We start from the raw sequence: 25,164 nt of genomic DNA, 5'->3' as shown, positions 1-25,164 counted from the left end.
GGAATGGAAGCCTCAGTGAGCCGGGACGGCCATGGCGGGTTCCGGTTGGCCAATTGGCGTAGAGGGGCGGGTTTCAAGGGGGCGATTCCCTGCCTATCCTGAAGGGGACCCCCGGTCGCCCCGGCGACTGCACGATGAGGAGGACTCCGTGCCGCTCTCGGAGCACGAGCAGCGAATGCTCGAGCAGATGGAGCGAGCGCTGTACGCCGAAGATCCCAAGTTCGCGACAGCGCTTGAGGGAAGCGGGCTGCGTACGTACACCCGGCGACGGGTCTACCAGGCGGTCGCGGGCTTCCTGGTGGGTATCGCGCTCCTCATGGCCGGAATGGTCGCGCAGCAGATCTGGATCAGTGTGGTCGGGTTCCTGGTCATGCTGGGCTGCGCCGTGCTCGCCGTGACCGGTTGGCGCAAGGCCCCCAAGCCGGGTGAGCAGGGGGCGCCAGGCGCCCGCAGGCAGGTCCGGCAGCGACGCTCCATGATGGACCGCATCGAACAACGCTGGCAGCGACGCCGGGACGAACAGGGCCAGTAGCCCTCCGGGCGGCGGCCGAAGACCTACGCATCAGGGGGCGACCACCTATGGGGTGGTCGCCCCCTGATGCGTGCCGGGAGTGGCCGTCAGAGCCGTGTCAGCGATAGCCGTTTTCAGCGATCAGAGCCGCTTTCGGCGAGGTCATAGCCGTTTCAGCGAGGTCAGGGCTGTCCTGCGACGCAACACCGCCCGCCCCGTCCGCGGAAACCGAGGACGGGGCGGGCGGTGTGGTGTGTCAGCCGCTCTGCTGCCCGGACGGGCGCCGTACCAGGGCCGCCCAGCGCGCCGCCCAGCGGGCCTTGAGATCCGCCCAGCGGTCGGCGACGGCCCAGACGGCACGCTTGGCCGAGCGCGGTGCCAGGACCGCACGCACCCTGGCCCGCCGGCCGGCTGTCGACCGCAGCGCCACCCGTAGCCTGCGCACGTCGTCGACCAGCCCGGCCTGGGCACGCGGCTGAGGGGCGAAGAGCACCTGCTCCACGGCTCCCGCCACCCGGTGCACGGCCGCGGCCGTCGACGCGTCCAGCCGGCCGAGCCGCACGATCCGCTCGGCCGCCTTCCGCGGCGTCAGCGCGTCGTCCGGCAGGATGCCGTAGTCCCACGCCGTGTCCGTGAGCTCGCGCCACACGGCGAGGGTGTGCCCCACGACGACCTCGGTGGCCCGGCCCGGGGGCGCCTCGCCCGGCAGCACGGTCATCCCGATCTCATCCGTGTGCTGCTCGCCGGCACGATCCCCGCGGCGTGCGCGGCCCGGCGCCGGAGCGGACGCCGCGTGCCGGGCCGAGGCCAGCCGCACCGACCGGCTCCTGAGCCGCCACAGCATCGGCGTCAGCGGCACCGCGAGCAGGGCCAGCCCCAGGAGCACCCACACCAGGCTCTGGTACCACGGCGGCCCGTCGTTCCCGGAGCCCACCGCGGCCTGCGAGGACTGGCTCGGGCACGCGTCCATCTTCTTCATCTGGACCGTGCAGCTCTCGCTCGCCGACGGAGCGGCGGACGGGGCGGTGGACGAGGACAGTGACGGCCGCGGCACGGCCGGGTTCTCCCCGGTCGGCGTGTTCGTCTGTGTGTAGGACGGTGTCGATCCCCGGTTCGGGGTCGGCTCGAAGCGGGTCCAGCCCACGCCCTCGAAGAACAGCTCCGGCCAGGCGTGCGCGTCCCGCAGCCCCACCGACATCGAACCGTCCGTCTGCACGGAGCCCGGGGTGAAGCCCACCGCGACCCGCGCCGGTATCCCCAGCGTCCGCGCCATCGCGGCCATCGCGAAGGAGAAGTGCACGCAGAAGCCTTCTTTGTCCTTCAGGAACCGGGCGATGGCCCCGGGCCCGCTGCCCACCTGGACCTGCGTGTTGTAGATGAACCCGCCGTCGAGGGCGAAGTAGTCCTGGAGCTTGACCGCCTCCTCGTAGTGGTTCGACGACCCCGCGGTCACCCGGCGGGCCGTCGCGGCCACCACCGCAGGCAGGGACCCGGGCACCTTCGTGAACTGGCGCTTGAGTGCCGCCGACGGTTCCGGCGCTGTGGCCAGCTGCTCCGCGGTCGGCTGCACGATCAGGCTCTTGACGTCGTACTGCACGCCCCGGGTGTTCTGCCCGTGGTCGCCCACCAGCGTCCGGCCCACCGGCTCGTACCGCCAGTTTCCCTTGATGTTCACGCTCGTCGCGGGGTACGGCATCGGCAGCCAGTCCTGTGCGTACCAGTCCGCCGCCGAGATCCGCGTCTCCACCTCGGTCCGGCGCACGTCGCCCGCGAGGCCGGTCGGCGTGGGGAGCGTGTCCGGGACGGCGGTGATGTGCCGCTGGGCGGGCTTCCAGGTCGTGCCGTCGAAGTCGTCGAGGGCGACGATCCGCAGGTACATGTCCTGGGTGTCGTCCGAGTTGGTGCGGTACGCCATGACCTGGCGGTCCTCGTTCACGTTGAGGCTGTCTCGCAGTGACACCAGGGGATTGACCGCGGAGATCGTGCCGCCGTCGCCGATGCCCGTGCCGACGCCGGTCCCGGCGCCGTCCAGCAGCCCGCCGGAGAGCGAGGGGAGGGCGAGCGGCACCACCAGGGCGATGCCCAGCGCGACCACGCCGATGCGCCGACCGGCGCGGACGGGGGCGACGGCGCCGCCTGAGTCCGCGCCCGGTGTGCGGGGGCCGCCGCTGAAGACCCGCCCCCACTGGGAGAGCCGGTCGCGGCCCTCGGCCAGCAGCAGCATCAGATAGCCGCCCGCGGCTACGAGGAACCACAGCCAGTCGGCGCCGCCGTTGGAGAGGCCCGCGGCCACCGAGTACAGCGCGAGCAGCGGCAGTCCGGCCGGGGCCGCCGCGCGGAACGTCACCGCCAGCGCGTCCACCAGAAGCCCGATCACCAGGACCCCGCCGACGATCATCAGCCGGATCCCCGGGGTCAGCGGCGCCGGGATCGCGAACCTGCCGACGTCGTCCGCGCCCGCCTGCAACAGCACCCCGAAGCGATGGAAGGTGTCGGGGCCGGGGACGAACCCGGCGATGGACTGGCTGCGGGCGAAGGTCAGGGTGAGCAGCACCAGGCTGACCACCGCCTGGCAGGCGATGGTCAGCGAACGCGCCAGCGGCACTCGCCGGGCCAGCGCGCCCACACCGGTCTGCACCGCTACCAAGAAGGCCGCCTGGAACAGCCAGGTAGCCGGCGTCACCAGTGGCAGCAGGGCGCACGACGCCATCAGCGTCGCCGCCGCGGCGCACAGCGCCAGCCGTGCCCGTCCGCTCATGACCGTCCCTCCGCACCGCTGACGGCGCCCACGCCCGTCCGCTGCCGGTCCGCCTCGCGCCACAGCTCCGCCAGTGAGACGCCCCGGGGGACCATCAGCGCGGTCCAGCCCGCTTCGCGCAGCATCCGCAGCCGCTCCTCGCTCCGGCCCAACGGGCCCGGCACATCGGTCGGTTCGCGCCCCCAGGCGTCGCTGTCCAGCACGAAGGCGAGCGCGCCGCCGCTGCGTCTGCTCATCTTGGCCGCCACTGCGGCCTGTTCCTCGTCGAGAGCGCCGAAGAAGGCCACCAGCAGTCCCTCGTTCCCGCCGCGCAGCACGTCGTACGCGCGCGACAGACCCGTATTGTCCGAGTGGTCGATCACGGCGAGCGTGTCCATCATCAGTCCGGCCGCGTCCGCGGACTCCTGGCTCGCTCCCGCGAACCCGTCCGCCCCCTCACCGGGCACCGAATTGCCCGTGTCGGTCAACAGCCTGACGGAGAAGCCCCTTTCCAGCATGTGCACCAGCGCGGACGCCGCGCCCGCCACCGCCCACTCGAAGGCCGAGTCCGGGCCCGCGCCGTGGAAGGCGATACCCCGGGTGTCGAGCAGCACCGTGCACCGGGCGCGCTGCGGCTGCTCCTCGCGACGCACCATCAGCTCGCCGTAGCGCGCGGTGGAGCGCCAGTGCACCCGGCGCAGGTCGTCGCCGTACCGGTAGCCGCGCGGGATGACGTCGTCCTCGCCCGCCAGCGCCAGCGAGCGCTGCCGCCCGTCGCCGTACCCCTTCGCCTCACCCGCGAGCCGCACCGGCGGCAGCGGCTCCACCCGCGGGATGACCGTCAGGGTGTCGTGCGCCGAGAAGGAGCGGGTCAGTTCGCACATCCCGAAGGGATCGGTCAGGCGCAACTGGAGCGGGCCCAGCGGATAGCGGCCGCGCAGGTCCGAGCGCACGCGGTACGACACCTCGCGCCGGCCGCCCGCCTCCACCCGGTCCAGGACGAACCGGGGGCGCGGCCCGAGGACGTACGGCACCCGGTCCTGGAGCATCAGCAGCCCGGTGGGCAGCCGTGAGACGTTGTCCACGCGCAGATGGACCCGGGACTCGGAGCCGGCGGGCACGCGCGAGGGGGCCAGGCGGCGGCTGCTCGCGACCCGGTAGCGCGTGCGGTACAGCACGGTCGCGCACACCAGGGGCAGCGCCGCCAGCAGGAGTCCGACCCGGAGCAGATCGCTCTGGCCGAGGACATAGGCGCAGATCGCGGCCGCGATGCCGGCGGCCAGGAAGGAGCGCCCGCGCGTGGTCAGCCCGGCGAGGGCGGCCCGCACCCCGCCCTTGTCCTCCTCGGCGGTGTGCGCCGGCCCCCCCTGCGTCATCACAGCCTCCGGGGCGGCTGCTGGCCGTAGCCCCGGCCCATCGTGAGGCCGGACTGCTGCTGGGGTGCCGCGGGCACCGGCGTGCGCTGCAGGATCTCCTCGACGACCTGCTCCGCCGTGCGCCGGTTGAGCTGGGCCTGCGCGGTGGGCAGCAGGCGGTGGGCCAGGACCGCCACGGCGAGGGCCTGCACGTCGTCCGGAAGCGCGTACTCCCGGCCGCTGAGGGCGGCGGAGGCCTTCGCCGCGCGCAGCAGGTGCAGGGTGGCGCGCGGTGAGGCGCCGAGTCTGAGGTCGGGATGCGTGCGCGTGGCGGCGACCAGGTCCACCGCGTAACGCCGGACCGACTCCGCGACGTGGACGCCCCGGACGGCCTCGACCAGCTTCACGATCTCGTGTGCGTGCGCCACCGGCTGGAGGTCGTCCAGCGGATTCACCCCGCCGTGGATGTCGAGCATCTGCAGCTCGGCGTCCGCGCTGGGGTAGCCGATGGAGACGCGGGCCATGAAGCGGTCGCGCTGGGCCTCGGGCAGCGGGTAGGTGCCCTCCATCTCCACCGGGTTCTGGGTGGCGACCACCATGAAGGGGCTGGGCAGTTCGTATGTCTGGCCGTCGATGGTGACCTGGCGCTCCTCCATCGACTCCAGGAGCGCGGACTGGGTCTTGGGCGAGGCGCGGTTGATCTCGTCGCCGATGACGATCTGGGCGAAGATAGCGCCTGGCTTGAACTCGAAGTCCCGGCGCTGCTGGTCCCAGATGGAGACACCGGTGATGTCCGAGGGCAGCAGGTCGGGCGTGAACTGGATACGCCGCACCGAGCAGTCGATGGACCGTGCCAGCGCCTTGGCGAGCATGGTCTTGCCGACGCCGGGAACATCCTCGATCAGAAGATGGCCCTCGGCGAGCAGCACGGTCAGCGAAAGGCGTACGACCTCAGGCTTGCCCTCGATCACTCCTTCCACCGAACTGCGGACACGCTCCACAGTGGCGGTCAGATCAGTAAGGCTCGCTCGATCGTCATAGGTCGTCACCCGGCCCTCCTCGGCCCGTTCTTTCTCCGGGCCGACGCCTGCGATGCGGACCGGCCCACCCCGAAACACGGACACCACGCGTGAATAGTTCCGCGTGATGCCACACCCGCATTCTTGTTGCCGTTACCGGTTCGTGTCACTCGCCTGTGGATAACTGGCCGCGTTATGCCTGCTTTGCGGCTTTTTTGGCGCGGCGAGGTCCGGATATTTGTCCGAATGGCTGCTCGCCATGGTCGGGGTGGGGTGACGGTGGAGTCGGGGTGAGCCGATGGAGTGGGTGTCGGAACGCGTCGCTACGCGGGGTCGATCTCCCGCAGCAGACCCGTCTTCACGTCGAAGACGAAGCCGCGCACGTCGCCGGTGTGCAGCAGGAACGGGGAGGTGCGCACGCGCTGCATCGACTGCCGTACGTCCTGGTCGACGTCGCGGAAGGCCTCGACGGCCCAGGCGGGCCGCTGGCCGACCTCCATCTCCAGCTCGTGCCGGAATTCCTCGGTGAGGGACTCCAGACCGCAGCCGGTGTGGTGGATGAGGACGACGCTGCGGGTGCCGAGCGCCCGCTGGCTGATGGTGAGGGAGCGGATCACGTCGTCGGTGACGACGCCGCCCGCGTTGCGGATGGTGTGGCAGTCGCCCAGTTCGAGGCCGAGCGCGGCGTGCAGGTCGAGTCGGGCGTCCATGCAGGCCACGACCGCGACGCGGAGGACGGGGCGGGCGTCCATCCCGGGATCGGTGAACGCGGCCGCGTACTGGTGATTGGCCTCTACGAGGCGATCGGTGACGGTGCCGAGTATGGCGCCTTCGGGACCGGCGGGAACGGATGCGGAAGTCGTCATACCCATGACGTTACTGGTCACAGGTGATCCAGGCCTGCTGTGAGAGCGGACAAAGAACGCCACTGACGCTTGTTGTGAGGTAACCCACACGGACAGTGAAACCTCGCCCGAGTGGGTGAGTCTTTTCGAATCGCGGTGCCGCGGCGGGCCCGGTGCGCGACGCGCAGGCCGGTTGATTGACCGCAAGACACGGTGGACTAAAGTGACGCGAAGCGGGAGGCGAGACGCTCTCCCTGTGGACTGTTCACCCCGGAGATCCCGGCAGAGCGCCGGTTTCTCCCCACGTGCGCGGCGCGTACGTACAGCTCGGCCTCCTCCGGCTCCCGGGCGCCTGACGCTTCCGGCGCCGGCAGGCCTCCCCTTCACTGGGGGCACCCCCAGCGTCGGCTCGGGGAGGGCGGGGACCCGGCCGTGCGTACGGCCTCGCCGGATCTGAGAGGCCCCCCTTGAGCCAGAGTCGACATGTGCCGGTCATGCTCCAGCAGTGCCTGGACATGCTGGCCCCGGCCCTCGCCGAGCCGGGGGCCGTCGTCGTCGACTGCACGCTCGGGCTCGGCGGCCACAGCGAGGCGCTGCTGACGCGCTTTTCCGAGGTCCGGCTGGTGGCGCTCGACCGTGACAAGGAGGCGCTGCGCCTGTCCGGGGAGCGGCTCGCCCCCTTCGGGGACCGCGCCACGCTGGTGCACGCGGTCTACGACGAACTCCCCGACGTGCTCGACCGGCTGGGCATCCCCCGCGTGCAGGGCGTGCTCTTCGACCTCGGTGTCTCCTCCATGCAACTCGACGAGGCGGACCGCGGTTTCGCCTACGCGCAGGACGCCCCGCTCGACATGCGCATGGACCAGACGACCGGCATCAGCGCCGCCGAGGTCCTCAACACCTACCCGGCGGGCGAACTCGTACGGATCCTGCGGATGTACGGCGAGGAGAAGCAGGCCAAGCGGATCGTGTCCGCGATCGTGCGCGAGCGCGAGAAGGAGCCGTTCACGAACAGCGCGCGGCTCGTGGAGCTGATCCGGGACGCGCTGCCGCAGGCGGCCAAGCGGACCGGCGGCAACCCGGCCAAGCGCACGTTCCAGGCGCTGCGCATCGAGGTCAACGGCGAGCTCGCCGTCCTGGAGAGGGCGATCCCCGCGGCCGTGAAGGCGCTCGCGGTCGGCGGCCGGGTCGCCGTCCTCTCCTACCACTCGCTCGAAGATCGCTTGGTCAAGCAGGTGTTCGCGGCCGGAGCCACCTCCACCGCGCCCCCCGGGCTGCCGGTCGTGCCCGAGCGTTACCAGCCCCGGCTCAAGCTCCTGACGCGCGGTGCCGAACTTCCCACCGAGGAGGAGGTCGCCGAGAACCGCCGAGCGGCCCCGGCGCGTCTGCGCGGTGCCGAGCGCATTCGCGAGGACACCGAGTGAGCCGAACGAAGGGGGCGGGCGAGTGAGCAGCGGATTCGGGGTACGGACGCGCGGCGGGAGGGTGCGTGAGTAGGAAACCCGAACTCAAGGGGCGGGCCGCTCGGCTCGCGCGGCTCATTCCCGTCGGCGGTGGCGGCGGCGCCGCCCGCACCCCCTTCGTGCTGCTCGTCGTCCTGCTGCTCGGCGGTGGCCTCATCGGACTCCTCGTGCTGAACTCCGCGCTCAGTGAAGGGGCTTTCCAGCAGGACGACCTGCAGAGGGAGACCAAGAACCTCACCGACGAGGAGCAGGCCCTCCAGCGGGACGTGGACGCCTACTCGGCCCCCGACGCCCTCCAGCGCCGCGCCCGCGAACTCGGCATGGTTCCCGGCGGGGACCCCGCCTTCCTCAACCCCGACGGCACGGTCAAGGGCGAGCCCGGTACCGCCGCCCAGTCCTCGGCGAGCCCTGTGGTCCTGCGTCCGCCCGAGGCGCTCAGCACCTCCCCGAACCAGTCGGCGTCGCCGTCACCGGCCCAGAGCACCCCCTCGGCGCCCGGCTCCCCGACCGGGTCCTCCGCCTCGACCGGGTCCTCCGCCTCGACCGGGTCCTCCGCCTCGACCGGGTCCTCCGCCCCGACCGGGTCCTCCGCCCCGACCGCGTCCTCCAGCTCGCCCGTATCTCCCTCCCCGACCCCCGGCAGGTGACGGAAGTGTCCGACAGGGAACCGCCGCGCCGTCGCGTGCCCGGCCCCGCCCGGCCCGTGCGCCCCGACGCCCGGCGCCGCCCGGGACCCGGCGCCCGTCCCGCGCGCCGCCCGGCCCCGGCCCGCGGCCCAGCCCCCCGCACCATCCGGCTCGGCAGCCCCCGCCCGCGGCTTCGCCTGGTCGGTCTCGCCCTGACCCTGGTGATGCTCGCCTTCGTCGCACGGCTGCTCCAGGTGCAGGCCGTGGACGCCAGCGCGTATGCCGCCAAGGCCGACCAGAACCGGTATGTCGGACGCACCCTGGCCGCCGTGCGCGGCGAGATCACGGACCGCAACGGCGTCGAGCTGGCGACCAGCGTGGACGCGTACGACATCACGGCCGACCCCACGCTGTTCACCCAGAAGGCCACCAAGGTGCCGGACGCCCCCGAGCAGGCCGCCGCGCTCCTCGCCCCGATCCTCGGCCAGGACGCCGCGACGGTCGCCAAGAAGCTCAAGACCCCCGACACCCGCTACGTCGTGCTGGCCCGCCGCCGCACGCCCCAGGTCTGGAACCAGATCAAGGACCTGAAGAGCACGCTCGCGGCCAAGGCCGGGACCGACAGGACCACGGTCAACGTCCTCGCCGGCGTCCTTGCCGAGCCCACCAGCAAGCGCGTGTACCCGAACGGCGACCTCGCCGCCGGGATACTGGGCTGGGTCAACGCCGACGGCAAGGGCGGCGGCGGCATCGAGCAACAGTTGAACAAGGAGCTGGCCGGCAAGGACGGCAAGATCCGCTACGCCCAGTCCGGCGGCCGTCTGGTGCCGACCGCGGGCTCTGCCGAGACGCCCGCCGTGGCCGGCTCCGACATCGAGCTCACCATCGACCGCGACATCCAGTGGGCCGCCCAGAACGCCATCACCGAGCAGGTGAAGCAGTCCAAGGCGGACCGCGGGTACGTGGTGGTGCAGGACACGCGGACCGGCCAGATCCTGGCCATGGCGAACTCGCCCGGCTTCGACGCCAACGACCTCTCCAAGGCCGACCCGGCGGCCCTGGGCAACGCGGCCCTCCAGGACGCGTACGAGCCCGGCTCCACCGCCAAGGTCATGTCGATGGCCGCCGTGCTCCAGGAGAACGTCGCCACCCCGCTGACGCACGTCACCGTGCCCAATCGGCTGCACCGCGGCGACCGGCTCTTCCAGGACGACATGGACCACAAGACCTGGTACCTGACGCTCAACGGCGTGCTCGCAAGGTCCAGCAACATCGGCACCATCCTGGCGGCCGGCCAGCTCGGCAAGACGCAGCCGGAGGCCAATCGGGTCCTCTACTCGTACCTGCGCAAGTTCGGCATCGGCAGCGCGACCGGACTCGGGTTCCCCGGCGAGACGAGGGGCATCCTCGCACCGCCCGACAAGTGGTCGACGTCGCAGCAGTACACGATTCCTTTCGGCCAGGGCGTGTCGATCAACGCGGTGCAGGCCGCGTCGGTCTACTCGACCATCGCCAACGGCGGCGTCCGTGTCGAGCCCACCCTCGTGCGCGGCACCAAGGGCGCCGACGGGAGCTTCACACCGGCCGCGAAACCCGAGAAGACCAGGGTCGTCAGCGACAAGACGGCGAAGGCCCTCGCCCAGATGCTGGAGTCCGTCGTGGACGACGAGCAGGGCACCGGCATCAAGGCGCGTATCCCCGGCTACCGGGTCGCGGGGAAGACGGGTACGGCGAACCGCGTGGATCCGGCCACCGGGAAGTACCGCGGTTACACGTCCTCGTTCGCCGGGTTCGCACCCGCGGACAACCCCCGCGTCACCGTCTACTGCGCGATCCAGAACGCCACCAAGGGCAACTATTTCGGCGGCCAGATCTGCGGCCCCATCTTCAAGCAGGTCATGGAGTTCGCCCTGAAGACCCTCCAGGTCCCGCCCACCGGGGCCGGGGCCGCGAACCTCCCCGTCGAGTTCACGCCATGATCAGCACTACGGGAAAGACCGACCAGGAACGAGCTCGTGACAACGATCACTCCCGACCCCGGGAATCACCCCCCGTCCACGCCCTCGCCCACCCGTCTCCCACCACCGCCCTTGCCGGACCGCGCTTCGCGCGGGCCCCTTTTTGGCTCCACCGAGGGTGCGCCCGGTACGCTCACCGCCGTGCCACACGCTGATCAGTCCCAAATCACCCAGAAGGGCGCTTCCGTGACATATCCGGGACCGCCGCGACCGATTCACGTCTCCGCCACATCCCTCGCGGAGCTCGCCGATCAGCTGGGTGTCACCGCTCCGGAGACCCCGGACAGCGCAGTCGAGGTCACGGGTATCACCCATGACTCGCGCGCCGTCCGCCCCGGCGACCTGTACGCCGCCCTGCCCGGCGCCCGCCTCCACGGCGCCGACTTCGTCGCCCAGGCCGCCGGCCTGGGCGCCGTCGCCGTGCTGACCGACCCGACGGGCGCCGAGCGCGCCGCCGCGACCGGTCTGCCGGTCCTGGTCGTCGACGACCCGCGCGGGCGGATGGGTGAGCTGGCGGCCACGATCTACGGCCGCCCGGGCAGCGACCTGCTCCAGATCGGCATCACCGGCACCTCCGGCAAGACCACGACCGCCTACCTCGTCGAGGGCGGCCTCAGGACGACCCGCAGCACCGGGCTCGTCGGGACCGTCGAGATGCGCATCGGCGACGAGCGCATCAAGTCCGAGCGCACCACCCCCGAAGCCACCGACCTCCAGGCCCTGTTCGCGGTCATGCGCGAGCGCGGGGTCGAGGCGGTGGCCATGGAGGTCTCCAGCCACGCCCTGGTCCTCGGCCGCGTCGACGGCTGCGTCTTCGACATCGCCGTCTTCACCAACCTCAGCCCGGAACACATGGAGTTCCACTCCGACATGGAGGACTACTACCGGGCCAAGGCACAGTTGTTCACCCAGAAACGCAGCCGGGCCGGCGTCGTCAACTACGACGACGAGTACGGCCGCAGGCTCGCGAAGGAGTCCGGCGTCCCGGTCGTCACCTTCTCCGCCGAGGGCCACCCCGACGCCGACTGGCGCGCCGAGGACGTCCGCATCGGCCAGCTGGACTCCACGTTCACCGTGATCGGCCCCAAGGACCAGCGGATCTCCGCGAAGGCGCCGCTCCCGGGCCCCTTCAACGTGGCGAACACCCTCGCCGCCGTCGTCGCCCTCGCCGAGGCCGGCCTCGACCCCCAGACCGCCGCCGACGGCATCGCCGCGGTGCCGGGCGTCCCCGGCCGCCTGGAGCGCGTGGACGCCGGACAGCCGTACCTCGCGGTGGTCGACTACGCCCACAAGACCGACGCCGTCGAATCGGTACTGCGCGCCCTGCGCAAGGTCACCGAGGGCAAGCTGCACGTCGTGCTCGGCTGCGGCGGCGACCGCGACCGGACCAAGCGCGCGCCGATGGGCGCCGCCGTGGCCCGGCTCGCCGACACGGCCGTGCTGACCTCCGACAACCCCCGCTCCGAGGACCCCCTCGCGATCCTCACGACCATGCTCGAGGGTGCGGCGTCCGTACCCGCACACGAACGCGGCGAGGTGCAGGTCTTCGAAGACCGGGCCGCCGCCATCGCCGCCGCAGTCGCCCGCGCGCGGCCCGGTGACACCGTGCTGGTCGCGGGCAAGGGCCACGAGCAGGGCCAGGACATCGCCGGGGTGGTCCGTCCCTTCGACGACCGCCAGGTGCTTCGCGAAGCTATCCAGAAGACTCAGGGATGAACTTGTGATCGCCCTCTCTCTCGCCGAGATCGCAACAGCCGTCGGCGGGCAGACGCACGACATACCGGACCCGTCCGTCCAGGTCACCGGACCGGTCGTCCGGGACTCCCGTGAAGTGGAGCCCGGCAGCCTGTTCGTCGCCTTCGCAGGCGAGCGCGTGGACGGACACGACTTCGCACCTGCGGTCGTTCAGGCGGGCGCCGTCGCCGTCCTGGCGTCCCGCCCCGTCGGCGTGCCCGCGATCGTCGTGGACGACGTACAGGCCGCCCTCGGCGCGCTGGCGCGCCATGTCGTACAACGACTGGGAGCCACCCTCGTAGCCCTCACCGGCTCCGCGGGCAAGACCAGCACCAAGGACCTCATCGCCCAGGTGCTCCAGCGCAAGGCGCCCACCGTGTGGACGCCCGGCTCGCTCAACAACGAGATCGGGCTGCCGCTCACCGCCCTCAGCGCCACCGAGGACACGAAGTTCCTCGTCCTGGAGATGGGCGCCCGCGGTATCGGCCACATCCGCTACCTCGCCGAGCTGACGCCGCCGAGGATCGGCCTCGTGCTGAACGTCGGCACCGCCCACATCGGCGAGTTCGGCGGCCGCGAGCAGATCGCACTGGCGAAGGGTGAACTCGTCGAGAGCCTGCCCGCCAAGGACGAAGGCGGCGTCGCCGTCCTCAACGCGGACGATCCCCTCGTACGCGCCATGGCATCCCGTACGAAGGCGAAGGTGATCCTTTTCGGAGAGTCCGGCGAAGCGGACGTACGCGCCGAGAACGTGAGACTCACGGACAGCGGACAGCCCGCCTTCAGCCTTCACACACCCTCCGGGTGCAGCGATGTGACCATGCGCCTGTACGGTGAGCACCACGTGTCGAACGCGCTCGCCGCGGCCGCCGTCGCCCATGAGCTGGGCATGTCCGCAGACGAGATCGCCCTCGCGCTCTCCGAGGCGGGCTCCCTCTCCCGCTGGCGGATGGAGGTCACCGAGCGTCCGGACGGCGTGACGGTCGTCAACGACGCCTACAACGCGAACCCCGAGTCCATGCGGGCCGCCCTGCGCGCGCTGGCAGCCATGGGCAAGGGGCGGCGGACCTGGGCGGTGCTCGGCAAGATGGCCGAGCTCGGGGACGAGGCGCTCGCCGAGCACGACGCGGTCGGACGGCTCGCCGTCCGGCTCAACGTCAGCAAGCTCGTCGCGGTCGGGGGCAGGGAAGCGTCCTGGCTGCAACTGGGCGCATATAACGAGGGTTCGTGGGGTGAGGAGTCGGTGCACGTGTCCGACGCACAGGCGGCGGTCGACCTGTTGCGCAGCGAGTTGCGCCCAGGGGACGTCGTGCTCGTGAAGGCGTCCCGTTCGGTGGGGCTGGAGAGCGTTGCCCAGGCGCTGCTCGAGACCGGTGCCGAGGGTGAGGTTGCCGCCCGATGATGAAGCAGATCCTGTTCGCAGGAGTCATTGGCCTTTTCCTCACCCTGGTCGGCACCCCGCTGCTGATCAAGCTGCTGGCCCGCAAGGGCTACGGCCAGTACATCCGCGACGACGGCCCGCGCGAGCACGCCAGCAAGCGCGGTACGCCGACCATGGGTGGTATCGCCTTCATCCTGGCGACGATCGCCGCGTACTTCCTGTCCAAGGTGATCACGGGCTACCCGCCCACGTTCTCCGGTCTGCTGGTCCTCGGCCTGATGGGCGGCATGGGCCTGGTCGGCTTCCTCGACGACTACATCAAGATCGTCAAGCGGCGTTCGCTCGGTCTGCGGGCCAAGGCGAAGATGGCCGGACAGCTGATCGTCGGTGTCGCCTTCGCGGTCCTCGCGCTGCAGTTCCAGGACAGCCAGGGCCAGACACCGGCCTCCACCAAGCTCTCCTTCGTGCAGGACTTCGGCTGGTCCATCGGCCCGGTGCTGTTCGTGGTCTGGGCGCTGTTCATGATCCTGGCCATGTCGAACGGCGTGAACCTGACCGACGGTCTGGACGGTCTCGCCACCGGCGCCTCCGTGCTGGTCTTCGGCGCGTACACCTTCATCGGCGTCTGGCAGTTCCAGGAGTCCTGCGCCAACGCGCAGACGCTGACCAACCCGTCCGCCTGCTACGAGGTGCGCGACCCGCTCGACCTCGCCATCGTCGCCTCGGCGCTGATGGGTGCCTGCCTCGGCTTCCTGTGGTGGAACACGTCGCCGGCGAAGATCTTCATGGGTGACACCGGTTCGCTCGCCCTGGGCGGCGCGCTCGCCGGTCTGGCGATCTGCTCCCGCACCGAGCTGCTGCTCGCGCTCCTGGGCGGTCTGTTCGTCCTGATCACCATGTCGGTCGTCATCCAGGTCGGCTCGTTCCGCCTCACCGGCAGGCGCGTCTTCCGGATGGCCCCGCTTCAGCACCACTTCGAACTCAAGGGCTGGTCCGAGGTCCTCGTGGTGGTCCGTTTCTGGATCATCCAGGGCATCTGTGTGGTCGTCGGACTCGGCATCTTCTACGCGGGATGGGCGGCCAGTAAGTGACCGAGTGGCAGGGGAAGCACGTCACCGTCGCCGGGCTCGGAGTCTCCGGCATCCCGGCGGCCAAGGTGCTGCACGGGCTCGGTGCGCTCGTCACGGTCGTCAACGACGGCGACGACGAGCGGGCCCGGGCGCAGGCCGCCGAGCTGGAGGCGCTCGGTATCACCGTGCGCCTCGGTGACGGCGCCACCCTGCCCGAGGGCACCGAGCTGATCGTCACCGCACCCGGCTGGAAGCCGGACAAGCCACTGTTCGCCGCCGCGGCCGAGGCGGGCGTCCCGGTCTGGGGCGACGTCGAACTGGCCTGGCGGCTGCGCGGCCCCGACGCGGCGCCCTGGCTCGCGGTCACGGGCACCAACGGCAAGACCACGACCGTGCAGATGCTCGCCTCGATCCTGAAGGCGGCGGGCCTGCGCACGGCCGCCGTCGGCAACATCGGGGTCTCGCTGCTCGACGTCGTACTCGGCGAGGAGCAGTACGACGTCCTCGCGGTGGAGTTGTCGAGCTACCAGCTCCACTGGGCGCCCTCGCTGCGTGCCCACTCCGCCGTCGTGCTCAACCTCGCGCCCGACCACCTCGACTGGCACGGCTCCATGGAGGCGTACGCCGCCGACAAGGGCCGTGTCTACGAGGGCAATCGGGTCGCCTGCGTCTACAACGTCGCCGACAAGGCCACCGAGGACCTGGTGCGCGAGGCGGACGTGGAGGAGGGCTGCCGGGCCATCGGCTTCACGCTGGGCACGCCGGGGCCCTCCCAACTCGGCGTCGTGGACGGCATCCTGGTCGACCGGGCCTTCGTCGAGAACCGGCAGAAGAACGCGCAGGAACTCGCCGAGGTCTCGGACGTCAACCCGCCCGCCCCGCACAACATCGCCAACGCCCTTGCCGCGGCGGCCCTCGCGCGCGCCTTCGGGGTGTCCCCGACGGCCGTACGGGACGGGCTGCGGGCCTTCACACCGGACGCCCACCGCATCGCGCACGTGGCGGACATCGACGGCGTCGCGTACGTCGACGACTCCAAGGCCACCAACACGCATGCCGCGGAAGCCTCGTTGGCGGCCTACGAGTCGATCGTGTGGATCGCGGGCGGGCTTGCCAAGGGCGCGACCTTCGACGAGCTGGTCGCCAAGTCGGCCAAGCGGCTTCGAGGTGTCGTGCTCATCGGCGCGGATCGTGCGCTGATCCGTGAAGCCCTCGTGCGACACGCGCCGGAAGTACCCGTCGTCGACCTCGAACGGACCGACACTGGGGCGATGCGTGCGGCTGTACGGGAGGCGCGGGGGCTCGCTCGCGCGGGCGACACGGTGTTGCTGGCGCCGGCCTGCGCCTCCATGGACATGTTCGCGAACTACAACAAGCGCGGGGACGCGTTCGCGGAAGCTGTTCGTGAACTCGCCGCAGGCGCCTGACGGCGGGTTCCGGTCGGTCCGGGCACGCCCGGGACCTCTGGGAGGGACGCGTGACGACGCCATCATGGTCGGTGCTTCGCGGGCAGCTGTCCGCCGGTGGCCCTGTGCGGTGCGGGACCGTCCCTCCCCCAGTGCCCAAAACGGCCTGGGGGACCCCCAGCGGGACGATCTCCCACGGCGTGGCGGGGTGAGTGCCGATGCCTGGTAGCCGTACCGTGCAGCGCGCTCCCAAGAAGCGCTCCGGGCCCCGCCGCCCCCCACGCGACAACCCCTTCACCCGGCTCCACACGCGTGCCCGGCGGGCCTGGGACCGGCCTCTCACCGCCTACTACCTGATCCTCGGCGGCAGTCTGCTGATCACCGTGCTGGGTCTTGTGATGGTCTACTCGGCCTCGCAGGTCACCGCGCTGCAGATGTCGCTGCCCGGGTCGTTCTTCTTCCGGAAGCAGTTCCTCGCGGCCTCGATCGGGGCCCTGCTGCTGCTCGTCGCCTCGCGGATGCCCGTGAAGCTGCACCGGGCTCTGGCGTATCCGATCCTGGCGGGTGCCGTCTTCCTGATGGTCCTGGTGCAGGTGCCGGGGATAGGGATGGCGGTCAACGGCAACCAGAACTGGATCTCGCTCGGCGGCTCCTTCCAGATCCAGCCGAGCGAGTTCGGCAAGCTCGCGCTCGTGCTGTGGGGCGCCGACCTGATCGCCCGCAAACAGGACAAGCGGCTGCTCACGCAGTGGAAGCACATGCTGGTGCCGCTCGTCCCGGTGGCGTTCCTGCTGCTCGGGCTGATCATGCTGGGCGGCGACATGGGCACGGCGATCATCCTGACCGCGATCCTGTTCGGGCTGCTCTGGCTGGCCGGGGCGCCGACCCGGATGTTCGTCGGGGTGCTGTCCATCGCCGCGGCGATCGCCGTGGTCCTGATCAAGACCAGCCCGAACCGCATGGCCCGCCTCGCCTGCATCGGCGCCAGTGACCCGGGACCGAACGACCAGTGCTGGCAGGCCGTGCACGGAATCTACGCCCTGGCGTCCGGCGGAATCTTCGGTTCCGGACTGGGCGCCAGTGTGGAGAAATGGGGCCAACTACCCGAAGCGCACACCGACTTCATCTTCGCCGTCACCGGTGAGGAACTGGGCCTGGCGGGGACGCTGTCGGTACTCGCCCTCTTCGCGGCTCTAGGCTATGCGGGTATCCGCGTGGCCGGACGCACGGAGGACCCCTTCGTAAGGTATGCCGCGGGAGGCGTGACCACCTGGATCATCGCTCAGGCGGTGATCAACATCGGTGCGGTGCTCGGTCTGCTGCCGATCGCCGGCGTCCCTCTCCCGCTGTTCTCCTACGGAGGATCCGCCCTGCTGCCGACCATGTTCGCCATCGGGTTGCTGATCGCCTTCGCGCGCGACGAGCCCGCTGCGCGGGCGGCGCTTGCGATGCGGCAACCCCGCTTTGGTAGAAAGCGTGCGGGAGGCTCTGTGTCTGACCGGGGGCCTCGGAGATGGAACACGATGCGACGGCGTGCCTCGGCGGCGCGTTCGTCCGGAGAGCGGTGAATTTCGGTGCATGTCGTACTCGCCGGTGGAGGGACCGCCGGCCACATCGAGCCCGCGCTCGCCCTCGCGGACGCCCTGCGCAGGCAGGATCCGACCGTGGGGATCACAGCCCTGGGCACGGAGCGCGGCCTGGAGACCAAGCTCGTTCCGGAGCGCGGCTACGAGCTCGCGCTGATCCCGGCCGTGCCGCTGCCACGCAAGCCCACCCCCGAGCTGATCACCGTCCCGGGCCGGCTGCGCGGCACGATCAAGGCCGCCGAGCAGATTCTTGAGCGCACCAAGGCGGACGCCGTGGTCGGCTTCGGCGGCTATGTCGCCCTGCCCGGCTACCTGGCCGCCAAGCGCCTCGGCGTGCCGATCGTGATCCACGAGGCCAACGCCCGCCCCGGCCTCGCCAACAAGATCGGCTCCCGGTACGCCGCCCAGGTCGCCGTCTCCACGCCGGACAGCAAGCTCCGAGGCGCCCGCTACATCGGCATCCCGCTGCGCCGCTCCATCGCCACCCTGGACCGCGCCGCCGCCCGCCCCGAGGCCCGCGCCCGGTTCGGCCTCGACCCGAACCTGCCCACGCTGCTCGTCTCCGGTGGCTCGCAGGGTGCCCGCCGCCTCAACGAGGTGGTCCAGCAGGTCGCGCCCTGGCTCCAGCAGGCCGGGATCCAGATCCTGCACGCGGTCGGCCCGAAGAACGAACTGCCGCAGGTGCACCAGATGCCGGGAATGCCCCCGTACATTCCGGTAAGTTACCTGGACCGGATGGACCTCGCGTACGCCGCGGCCGACATGATGCTCTGCCGCGCGGGCGCGATGACCGTCGCCGAACTCTCCGCCGTCGGACTACCGGCCGCCTATGTCCCGCTGCCCATCGGCAACGGCGAACAGCGGCTGAACGCCCAGCCGGTGGTCAAGGCCGGCGGTGGCCTGCTCGTCGACGACGCGGAACTCACGCCCGAGTGGGTGCAGCAGAACGTCCTGCCCGTGCTCGCCGATCCGCACCGGCTGTACGAGATGTCCCGCGCCGCCGGTGAGTTCGGCCGCAGGGACGCCGACGACCTGCTCGTCGGCATGGTGTACGAGGCGATCGCCTCGCGTCACCACCAGTAACGCATCGGCGAGTGAGCCGAAGGGGCGCGCCGGTGTCGAGGGTGCGTGGGGGTCCCCTGCTCGAAGAGCTTGGGGGAGCGCGGAGGCGCGAAGCGCTGAGCACGGTCGTGCTCTCGGCACCGGCTCAGGCGCCCCGGAGGTGAACGAGCCAGACGAAAAGGAGGGCGCGTGGCCGGACCGACGACCGCCGAGCGCGGCGAAAGGCAGCAGCTCAAGTCCGGCCCGCCCCGGCCGCCCCGCCTCGGGCGCCTCAGGCGCCTTCGTGTGCTCATCATCCTTTCGCTGGCAGTGGTGTTGGCGGGCGGCGGCTCCATCTGGCTGCTGTACGGCTCCTCGTGGCTGCGTGTGGACCATGTGTCCGTGTCCGGGACGCGTGTCCTGACCGAGGCGCAGGTGCGCGAGGCGGCCGACGTACCGCTCGGATCACCTCTGATTTCCGTCGACACCGATGCGATGGCGGCGCGATTGCGCCGGAAATTGCCCCGAATTGACTCGGTTGACGTCGTTCGTTCCTGGCCTCATGGAATCGGGCTGAAGGTGACCGAACGTACCCCTGTCCTGATTGTCGGAATAGGTGGAAAGTTCGTCGAAGTGGACGACGAGGGCGTGCGGTTCGCCACGGTCCCGCACCCTCCGAAGGGCGTTCCCGCGCTGGAATTGACGGTGTCCCGGTCGGCCGGTATGCGCCGCTTCGGCACCGGCCGGCTGGTCCGCGAGGCGGTGCAGGTGGCCCAGGACATTCCGGCCGCCGTCGCGCGTGACACCCGGACCGTCAAGGTCCGTTCGTACGACTCCATCTCGCTGGAGCTGAGCGGCGGTCGGACCGTGGTGTGGGGCAGTAGCGAGAAGGGCCGTGCGAAGGCGGTCACGCTGACCGCGCTGATGAAAGCCGCGCCCGGCGCCCGGCACTTCGACGTGAGTGTTCCCAGCGCCCCCGCGTCAGCGGGGAGTTGACGCACATCCGCGCAGGCCAGCACCCTGGTTGGGCAGCGCTACGGCTGATCACATAGGGTGAAAAGAAAAACGGGAGGTTCGGCGTGTTCGTTGAACGGGCGCCACTTGTCGACTTAGTGTCCTGTTCGGAAGAGTCCAAGGAACAGACACACTGGTAACCCTAAACTTCAGGGTTAGGGTTCGGGTCGGCGTTCGGACCGTCCCATTCGGCATCTGCCGTCGGCCCGCGGGGCATCCGCGAGACGACGGCAACGTAATTCGAGGCGAGAGGCCTTCGACGTGGCAGCACCGCAGAACTACCTCGCAGTCATCAAGGTCATCGGTGTCGGCGGCGGTGGTGTCAATGCCATCAACCGGATGATCGAGGTCGGTCTCAAGGGCGTCGAGTTCATCGCCATCAACACCGACGCGCAAGCGCTGTTGATGAGCGACGCCGACGTCAAGCTCGACGTCGGCCGTGAACTCACCCGTGGACTAGGCGCCGGAGCCAACCCGGCCGTCGGCCGCAAGGCCGCCGAGGACCACCGCGAGGAGATCGAGGAGGTCCTCAAGGGGGCCGACATGGTCTTCGTGACGGCCGGTGAAGGCGGCGGCACCGGCACCGGCGGCGCGCCCGTCGTGGCCAACATCGCCCGCTCGCTGGGCGCCCTCACGATCGGCGTGGTGACGCGCCCGTTCACCTTCGAGGGACGGCGTCGCGCGAACCAGGCCGAGGACGGCATCGCCGAGCTCCGCGAGGAGGTCGACACCCTCATCGTCATCCCGAACGACCGGCTGCTGTCGATCTCGGACCGCCAGGTCTCCGTCCTCGACGCCTTCAAGTCGGCGGACCAGGTCCTGCTCTCGGGTGTTCAGGGCATCACCGACCTCATCACCACCCCCGGCCTGATCAACCTCGATTTCGCCGACGTCAAGTCGGTCATGTCCGAGGCCGGTTCGGCCCTCATGGGCATCGGCTCGGCCCGCGGCGACGACCGCGCGGTGGCCGCCGCCGAGATGGCGATCTCCTCGCCGCTCCTGGAGGCCTCCATCGACGGTGCCCGCGGCGTGCTCCTGTCCATCTCCGGCGGCTCCGACCTCGGCCTGTTCGAGATCAACGAGGCCGCCCAGCTGGTGAGCGAGGCCGCGCACCCCGAGGCCAACATCATCTTCGGTGCGGTCATCGACGACGCCCTCGGCGACGAGGTGCGGGTCACCGTGATCGCCGCAGGCTTCGACGGTGGACAGCCGCCGGCCAAGCGGGACACCATCCTCGGTTCGTCCGTGGCCAAGCAGCGCGAGGAGCCGGTTCGCCCCGCGGAGAGCCGCCCGACCTTCGGCTCGCTCGGCAGCGTCACGCCGAAGGAGGCGCCGGAGCCCGCCCCGGAGCCGGTGGCCGACCTCCCGGTCGCCCCGCCGGTGGTCCCGCCGTCGCGGACCTACTCGGACAGCGCGGCCGAGGAACTGGACGTCCCGGACTTCCTCAAGTGATAGGACAGCGCGACACCGTGAGCGGCGCGCACTTCGCCTTCACCGACCGGTGGGGCGGGGTGAGCGCCGCTCCGTACGAGGAGCTCAACCTCGGCGGAGCGGTCGGTGACGACCCCGACGCCGTACGCACCAACCGGGAACTGGCCGCGAAGTCGCTGGGGCTCGACCCGGCCCGGGTGGTCTGGATGAACCAGGTGCACGGGCGGGACGTGGCCGTGGTCGACGAACCATGGGGCGCCAGGACCGTGCCCGAGGTGGACGCGATCGTCACCGCCAGGCGCGGCCTCGCCCTCGCCGTGCTCACCGCCGACTGCACGCCCGTCCTGCTCGCCGACCCCGTCGCCGGGATCGTGGCCGCCGCTCACGCGGGCCGGCCCGGCATGGTCGCCGGAGTCGTCCCCGCCGCAGTACGCGCGATGATGGAACTGGGCGCCGAGCCGTCCCGGATCGTCGCCCGCACGGGACCCGCCGTCTGTGGCCGGTGCTACGAGGTGCCGGAGGTGATGCGCACCGAGGTGTCCGCCGTCGAACCGGCGGCGCACGCCGAGACGAGCTGGGGCACTCCCGCGGTCGATGTGACCGCCGGCGTGCACGCGCAGCTCGAACGGCTCGGGGTGTGCGACCGGGCGCAGTCGCCGGTGTGCACGCTCGAGTCGGAAGACCACTTCTCGTACCGCCGCGACCGCGCCACCGGTCGGCTCGCGGGCTATGTCTGGCTGGACTGATGGGGCATGACGGACCGTAAGTCTCAACTCGCCGCGAACCTGGCGAAGGTGGAGGAACGCATCGCGGCCGCGTGCCGGGCCGCCGGGCGCAAGCGGGAGGAGGTGACCCTGATCGTGGTCACCAAGACCTATCCCGCCGACGATGTGCGGATTCTGTCGGAACTCGGTGTGCGTCATGTCGCCGAGAACCGCGACCAGGACGCGGCGCCCAAGGCGGCCGCATGCTCGGATCTGCCGCTTACGTGGCATTTTGTCGGTCAGTTGCAGACCAACAAGGTGCGATCCGTGGTCGGTTATGCGGGTGTCGTGCAGTCCGTCGATCGTTCCAGGCTCGTGACGTCACTGTCGAAGGAGGCCGTGCGGGCCGGGCGCGAGGTGGGCTGTCTCCTCCAGGTCGCGCTCGACGCGGGCGCGAGCGGGCGAGGGGAGCGCGGTGGTGTGGCACCCGAGGGAATCGAAGAGTTGGGTGACCTCGTCGCGAACGCTCCGGGGCTGCGGCTGGACGGACTGATGACCGTGGCGCCGCTCACCGGAGAGTACGCGGGGCGCCAACAGGCGGCGTTCGAGCGGTTGATGGATTTGTCGACTGACCTGCGCCGAGCCCATCCGGCTGCAACCATGGTCTCGGCAGGAATGAGTGCGGACCTCGAACAGGCCGTGGCCGCCGGGGCGACACATGTGCGCGTCGGCAGCGCGGTACTCGGAGTCCGCGCCAGGCTCGGGTAACGTCGCCAAGAAGTCGGACCACAGCAGAAAATATGGTCATTACCGCCGAAAGCGGGCATAACGACCTCGTGGATCGCGGGCACTTGGCAGTCGTCAGCCGATCCACCACAGAGCGGAGGACTCAGAGCATGGCCGGCGCGATGCGCAAGATGGCGGTCTACCTCGGCCTCGTGGAGGACGATGGGTACGACGGCAGGGGATTCGACCCCGACGACGACTTCGAGCCCGAACTCGACCCGGAGCCGGAGCGGGACCGCAGGCGGCACGAGCCGTCTCACCAGTCGCACCAGGCACTTCAGCCTCAACGGGACGAATCGGTACGAGTGGTCCAGCCGCCGGCGCAGCGGGACCCGGTGTCCCACTCCGCTTCGCTCCCTGCGGAATCGGGGCGCCCGGCCCGCATCGCGCCCGTGGCATCCATCACACAAGAACGCCAGAGTCTGGAGAAGAACGCACCGGTGATCATGCCCAAGGTCGTGTCCGAACGAGAGCCGTACCGGATCACCACGCTTCACCCCCGGACCTACAACGAGGCCCGTACCATCGGGGAACACTTCCGTGAGGGCACGCCGGTGATCATGAATCTGACTGAGATGGATGACACAGATGCGAAGCGACTTGTCGACTTTGCGGCCGGTTTGGTGTTTGGTCTTCACGGCAGCATTGAGCGGGTGACGCAGAAGGTGTTCCTGCTGTCTCCTGCTAACGTCGATGTCACGGCGGAGGACAAGGCCCGCATCGCAGAGGGCGGGTTCTTCAACCAGAGCTGAGACGCACCACCGGAAAGAACACGGGAACAGGGGAGAGGGAAGCACGGATCATGGGCGTGGTCTTGGACGTCATCAAAGTCGCGCTGATGTGCTTCCTCGTCGTGCTGTTTTTCCGGCTGGTCATGGACTACGTCTTCCAGTTCGCCCGCTCATGGCAACCCGGCAAGGCGATGGTGGTCGTTCTGGAGGCCACCTACACTGTCACGGATCCACCGCTGAAGCTTCTGCGGCGGTTCATCCCGCCGCTGCGTCTCGGGGGCGTGGCGCTCGACCTGTCCTTCTTCGTACTGATGATCATCGTCTACATCCTGATCGCCGTCGTGGGCAATCTCGCGAGGTGACTGTGGACGATACGGTCTTGCCGACTGCCGATGACTACGTTGAGGTGAAGAGATGCCGTTGACCCCCGAGGACGTGCGGAACAAGCAGTTCACGACCGTCCGCCTCCGAGAAGGCTATGACGAGGACGAGGTCGATGCCTTCCTCGACGAGGTCGAAGCCGAACTGACCCGCCTGCTCCGGGAGAACGAGGATCTGCGCGCCAAGCTGGCCGCCGCCACGCGTGCCGCCGCGCAGAACCAGCAGAACATGCGCAAACCTCCGGAGCCGCAGGACCAGCCGCAGGGCATGCGAGGTCCGGGCGCTCCGGTGCCCGCCGGGATATCGGGCCCGCCGCAGCAGCAGATGGGTGGCCCCATGGGTGGTCCGCCCCAGCTGCCGAGCGGTGCACCGCAGCTGCCCGCCGGCCCCAGTGCGGGGCAGGGCGGTCCGCAGGGTCCCGGCCCGATGGGTCAGGGCCAGATGGGTCAGGGCCAGATGGGCCAGGGCCAGATGGGCCAGGGTCCGATGGGCCAGGGTCCGATGGGCCAGGGCGGCCCGATGGGTCAGGGTCCGATGGGTCAGGGCCAAATGGGCCAGGGCCAGATGGGCCAGGGTCCGATGGGTCAGGGTCCGATGGGGCAGCCCCCGATGCAGCAGCAGATGGGCGGCCCCATGGGCGGTCCGATGGGTGGCCCCATGGGCGGTCCGGGCATGCCCGGCCAGGGTCCCGGTGGCGACAGCGCCGCGCGTGTCCTCTCGCTGGCCCAGCAGACCGCCGACCAGGCGATCGCCGAGGCCCGCTCCGAGGCCAACAAGATCGTCGGCGAGGCCCGCAGCCGCGCCGAGGGTCTGGAGCGCGACGCCCGTGCCAAGGCCGACGCCCTGGAGCGGGACGCGCAGGAGAAGCACCGTGTCGCGATGGGCTCCCTGGAGTCCGCCCGCGCCACGCTGGAGCGCAAGGTCGAGGACCTGCGCGGCTTCGAGCGCGAGTACCGCACGCGGCTGAAGTCGTACCTGGAGTCGCAGCTGCGCCAGCTGGAGACCCAGGCCGACGACTCGCTGGCCCCGCCGCGCACCCCGGCCACGGCCTCCCTGCCGTCGCCGTCGGCGCCGTCGATGGCTCCGGCGGGCGCGAGCGCCCCGTCGTACGGCGGCAACCAGACGATGGGTGGTGCCCCGGCCCCCGCTGCTCCGTCCTACGGCGGCCAGCAGCAGATGTCCCCGGCGATGACCCAGCCGATGGCGCCGGTCCGGCCGCAGGGCCCGTCGCCGATGGGCCAGGCTCCCTCGCCGATGCGCGGGTTCCTCATCGACGAGGACGACAACTGACGGAGCTGAATACCCCGTAGGTGTCGGCAGTGTTC

General features: G+C 70.6%; 21 protein-coding genes. 17 read left to right on the top strand and 4 right to left on the bottom strand.

Translation table 11 applies throughout. The features are described 5' to 3' along the window. Nucleotides 1–148: 148 nt before the first annotated feature. Entirely contained in the window at nt 149–532 is a 384-nt protein-coding gene (locus Q2K21_RS26620; RefSeq protein ID WP_310775792.1) for a DUF3040 domain-containing protein, read from the top strand. 235 nt (nt 533–767) lie between these two features. Here Q2K21_RS26620 and Q2K21_RS26615 read toward each other — a convergent pair whose 3' ends face one another. The 4 genes from Q2K21_RS26615 to Q2K21_RS26600 all read right to left on the bottom strand — a co-directional run bounded on the left by Q2K21_RS26615 (nt 768) and on the right by Q2K21_RS26600 (nt 6,488). Beyond that, a complete protein-coding gene (locus Q2K21_RS26615; RefSeq protein WP_310775790.1) occupies nt 768–3,269 on the bottom strand; it encodes a transglutaminase TgpA family protein in 2,502 nt (833 codons plus the stop codon). Then, nucleotides 3,266–4,624, bottom strand: a complete 1,359-nt coding sequence (locus Q2K21_RS26610; protein WP_310775788.1) for a DUF58 domain-containing protein — start codon at nt 4,622–4,624, stop codon at nt 3,266–3,268. Before Q2K21_RS26610 ends, Q2K21_RS26615 begins: the two co-directional genes overlap by 4 nt. Then, entirely contained in the window at nt 4,624–5,652 is a 1,029-nt protein-coding gene (locus Q2K21_RS26605; RefSeq protein ID WP_310775786.1) for an AAA family ATPase, read from the bottom strand. The genes Q2K21_RS26610 and Q2K21_RS26605 overlap by 1 nt, the downstream gene beginning before the upstream one ends. A gap of 293 nt (nt 5,653–5,945) precedes the next feature. Beyond that, on the bottom strand, nt 5,946–6,488 hold the full coding sequence (locus Q2K21_RS26600; RefSeq protein WP_310775784.1) for a beta-class carbonic anhydrase: 543 nt from the start codon (nt 6,486–6,488) through the stop codon (nt 5,946–5,948). A gap of 446 nt (nt 6,489–6,934) precedes the next feature. Here Q2K21_RS26600 and rsmH point away from each other — a divergent pair, with 446 nt between their 5' ends. The 16 genes from rsmH to Q2K21_RS26520 all read left to right on the top strand — a co-directional run bounded on the left by rsmH (nt 6,935) and on the right by Q2K21_RS26520 (nt 25,129). Beyond that, on the top strand, nt 6,935–7,891 hold the full coding sequence (gene rsmH / locus Q2K21_RS26595; protein ID WP_310775782.1) for a 16S rRNA (cytosine(1402)-N(4))-methyltransferase RsmH: 957 nt from the start codon (nt 6,935–6,937) through the stop codon (nt 7,889–7,891). 65 nt (nt 7,892–7,956) lie between these two features. Further along, nucleotides 7,957–8,577: a cell division protein FtsL gene (locus tag Q2K21_RS26590; protein WP_310775780.1), complete on the top strand. Its 621-nt coding sequence runs from the start codon at nt 7,957–7,959 to the stop codon at nt 8,575–8,577. Nucleotides 8,578–8,582: 5 nt separating this feature from the next. Continuing rightward, nucleotides 8,583–10,535, top strand: coding sequence for a peptidoglycan D,D-transpeptidase FtsI family protein (locus Q2K21_RS26585; RefSeq protein ID WP_310775778.1), 1,953 nt, complete (start codon nt 8,583–8,585; stop codon nt 10,533–10,535). A 225-nt stretch (nt 10,536–10,760) separates the two neighbouring features. Further along, complete coding sequence (locus Q2K21_RS26580; RefSeq protein WP_310781261.1) at nt 10,761–12,290, top strand: UDP-N-acetylmuramoyl-L-alanyl-D-glutamate--2,6-diaminopimelate ligase; 1,530 nt, start codon at nt 10,761–10,763, stop codon at nt 12,288–12,290. A gap of 4 nt (nt 12,291–12,294) precedes the next feature. Further along, on the top strand, nt 12,295–13,710 hold the full coding sequence (locus Q2K21_RS26575) for a UDP-N-acetylmuramoyl-tripeptide--D-alanyl-D-alanine ligase (protein ID WP_310775776.1): 1,416 nt from the start codon (nt 12,295–12,297) through the stop codon (nt 13,708–13,710). Next, on the top strand, nt 13,707–14,780 hold the full coding sequence (gene mraY, locus Q2K21_RS26570) for a phospho-N-acetylmuramoyl-pentapeptide-transferase (protein WP_310775774.1): 1,074 nt from the start codon (nt 13,707–13,709) through the stop codon (nt 14,778–14,780). Before Q2K21_RS26575 ends, mraY begins: the two co-directional genes overlap by 4 nt. After that, nucleotides 14,777–16,186, top strand: coding sequence for a UDP-N-acetylmuramoyl-L-alanine--D-glutamate ligase (gene murD / locus Q2K21_RS26565; protein WP_310775772.1), 1,410 nt, complete (start codon nt 14,777–14,779; stop codon nt 16,184–16,186). The genes mraY and murD overlap by 4 nt, the downstream gene beginning before the upstream one ends. A gap of 197 nt (nt 16,187–16,383) precedes the next feature. After that, a complete protein-coding gene (gene ftsW, locus Q2K21_RS26560; protein ID WP_310775770.1) occupies nt 16,384–17,733 on the top strand; it encodes a putative lipid II flippase FtsW in 1,350 nt (449 codons plus the stop codon). A gap of 6 nt (nt 17,734–17,739) precedes the next feature. Beyond that, nucleotides 17,740–18,834, top strand: coding sequence for an undecaprenyldiphospho-muramoylpentapeptide beta-N-acetylglucosaminyltransferase (murG, locus tag Q2K21_RS26555; RefSeq protein WP_310775768.1), 1,095 nt, complete (start codon nt 17,740–17,742; stop codon nt 18,832–18,834). Between the two features lie 168 nt (nt 18,835–19,002). Then, complete coding sequence (locus Q2K21_RS26550; RefSeq protein ID WP_310775766.1) at nt 19,003–19,788, top strand: cell division protein FtsQ/DivIB; 786 nt, start codon at nt 19,003–19,005, stop codon at nt 19,786–19,788. Nucleotides 19,789–20,067: 279 nt separating this feature from the next. Continuing rightward, nucleotides 20,068–21,258, top strand: a complete 1,191-nt coding sequence (ftsZ, locus tag Q2K21_RS26545) for a cell division protein FtsZ (protein ID WP_310775764.1) — start codon at nt 20,068–20,070, stop codon at nt 21,256–21,258. Beyond that, complete coding sequence (gene pgeF / locus Q2K21_RS26540; RefSeq protein WP_310775762.1) at nt 21,255–21,983, top strand: peptidoglycan editing factor PgeF; 729 nt, start codon at nt 21,255–21,257, stop codon at nt 21,981–21,983. Before ftsZ ends, pgeF begins: the two co-directional genes overlap by 4 nt. Before the next feature lie 6 nt (nt 21,984–21,989). After that, nucleotides 21,990–22,709: a YggS family pyridoxal phosphate-dependent enzyme gene (locus Q2K21_RS26535; protein WP_310775760.1), complete on the top strand. Its 720-nt coding sequence runs from the start codon at nt 21,990–21,992 to the stop codon at nt 22,707–22,709. Nucleotides 22,710–22,837: 128 nt separating this feature from the next. Then, a complete protein-coding gene (locus tag Q2K21_RS26530) occupies nt 22,838–23,479 on the top strand; it encodes a cell division protein SepF (protein ID WP_310775758.1) in 642 nt (213 codons plus the stop codon). A gap of 50 nt (nt 23,480–23,529) precedes the next feature. Next, entirely contained in the window at nt 23,530–23,820 is a 291-nt protein-coding gene (locus tag Q2K21_RS26525) for a YggT family protein (RefSeq protein WP_310775756.1), read from the top strand. Nucleotides 23,821–23,872: 52 nt separating this feature from the next. Next, complete coding sequence (locus Q2K21_RS26520) at nt 23,873–25,129, top strand: DivIVA domain-containing protein (protein WP_310775754.1); 1,257 nt, start codon at nt 23,873–23,875, stop codon at nt 25,127–25,129. The last annotated feature ends 35 nt before the right edge of the window (nt 25,130–25,164 follow it).

It is taken from the genome of Streptomyces sp. CGMCC 4.7035, from assembly GCF_031583065.1.
Classification (GTDB): domain Bacteria; phylum Actinomycetota; class Actinomycetes; order Streptomycetales; family Streptomycetaceae; genus Streptomyces; species Streptomyces yaanensis.
This window is presented reverse-complemented; position numbering and strand designations above follow the sequence as displayed.